1 protein-coding gene is annotated in these 1,394 nt (G+C 45.6%); it reads left to right on the forward strand.

The features are described from left to right. Nucleotides 1-191: 191 nt before the first annotated feature. Complete coding sequence (locus tag ACUVJL_RS32720) at nt 192-1,340, forward strand: leucine-rich repeat domain-containing protein (RefSeq protein ID WP_445249637.1); 1,149 nt, start codon at nt 192-194, stop codon at nt 1,338-1,340. Nucleotides 1,341-1,394 lie beyond the last annotated feature (54 nt).

Consider the following 1,394-nt stretch of genomic DNA (forward strand, 5'->3'; position numbering starts at 1 on the left):
TGAAATTTTATGGCGGTTTATTAAGTATGAATGGATTGAGATATCTGCTTACAAGAGTTGGGGAACTTTTGTTACCTCTGTGGAAAAAATCCTGAAAGAATTTGGAGAAAACTATGTAATTAATTTTGTCTAGCTACTTAAAAGAGGCTGGCACTGATAACCCTGAAGCAGGGGAGCGGATACTTTCAAGCATGACAGAACTGGAGCTCAGCTTCTATCAAATTACCGACATCAGCGTCCTCGGCTCGCTCACCCATCTGACCACACTCAATCTCAGGGGCAATAGAATTACCGACATCAGCGTCCTCGGCTCGCTCACCAGTCTGACCACACTGTATCTCCGCGAGAATCAAATTACCGATATCAGCGCCTTGCGCTCGCTCACCAATCTGACCACACTGTATCTCCGCGAGAATCAAATTACCGATATCAGCGCCTTGGGCTCGCTCACCAATCTGACAACACTGGATCTCTACAACAATCAAATTACCGACATCAGCTTCCTCGGCTCGCTCACCAATCTGACAACACTGGATCTCTACAACAATCAAATTACCGACATCAGCTTCCTCGGCTTGCTCACCAATCTGACAACACTGGAGCTCTTCGACAATCAAATTACCGACATCAGCTTCCTCGGCTCGCTCACCAATCTGATAATACTGAATCTGGGCTGCAATCAAATTACCGATATCAGCGCCTTGCGTAAGCTCACCCATCTGAAAAAACTGGAGCTCTTCGACAATCCAATTACCGCTATGTGCGTGTCAGGCGAACTCGCACAGAAACGTCTTATTCTCTCGACTACGCCAATTGATACTCAAAAAGCCACAGAAGCCATCAAAGTTGCCTATGCCGCTATTGGGCTAGAACAATCCTCCGTTATTATTTGCAGCAGTCCCCGCGACGCTTATCTCCAAATCTTCAACTTGCTCAAACACGAGCATTCACAAAACTGCTCAGAGGAATGGGACAGCAATAGATTGGGGCAAAAGCTAGACAGGGAATGGATATCCCCATCGATGGTGAGAGAATTTGCAAGTCCGGCGGTGTGGGAGTATGAGCTCTCTTGCATGACGATCGAGTCCGAAGCAGACAGCACACTGAGTTCGCTATTCAACGAATTGGTTGACGAATATAAGGCATCGGAACAACAAACGAAGGGGAATGTTTTTCCCGCTCATTTGTTCGACCTGAGATACCCTGAAACCCCCACGACTTTGTTTGAAAAAATCTATTTGACCCAATTGTATAGGGAGCATAACAGTTATGCAATCAGTATAAATACTGATGATAATTTAAGCTGCTGCTTTGAGATTGACACCAATCATTCCATTTAAGTAAGCTACTCGATGAGCCAAGACTTGCGGGACATTTTGCTCATTCCATTGTGC

The organism is Microcoleus sp. OTE_8_concoct_300, from assembly GCF_031383065.1.
Taxonomy (GTDB): Bacteria; Cyanobacteriota; Cyanobacteriia; order Cyanobacteriales; family Microcoleaceae; genus Microcoleus.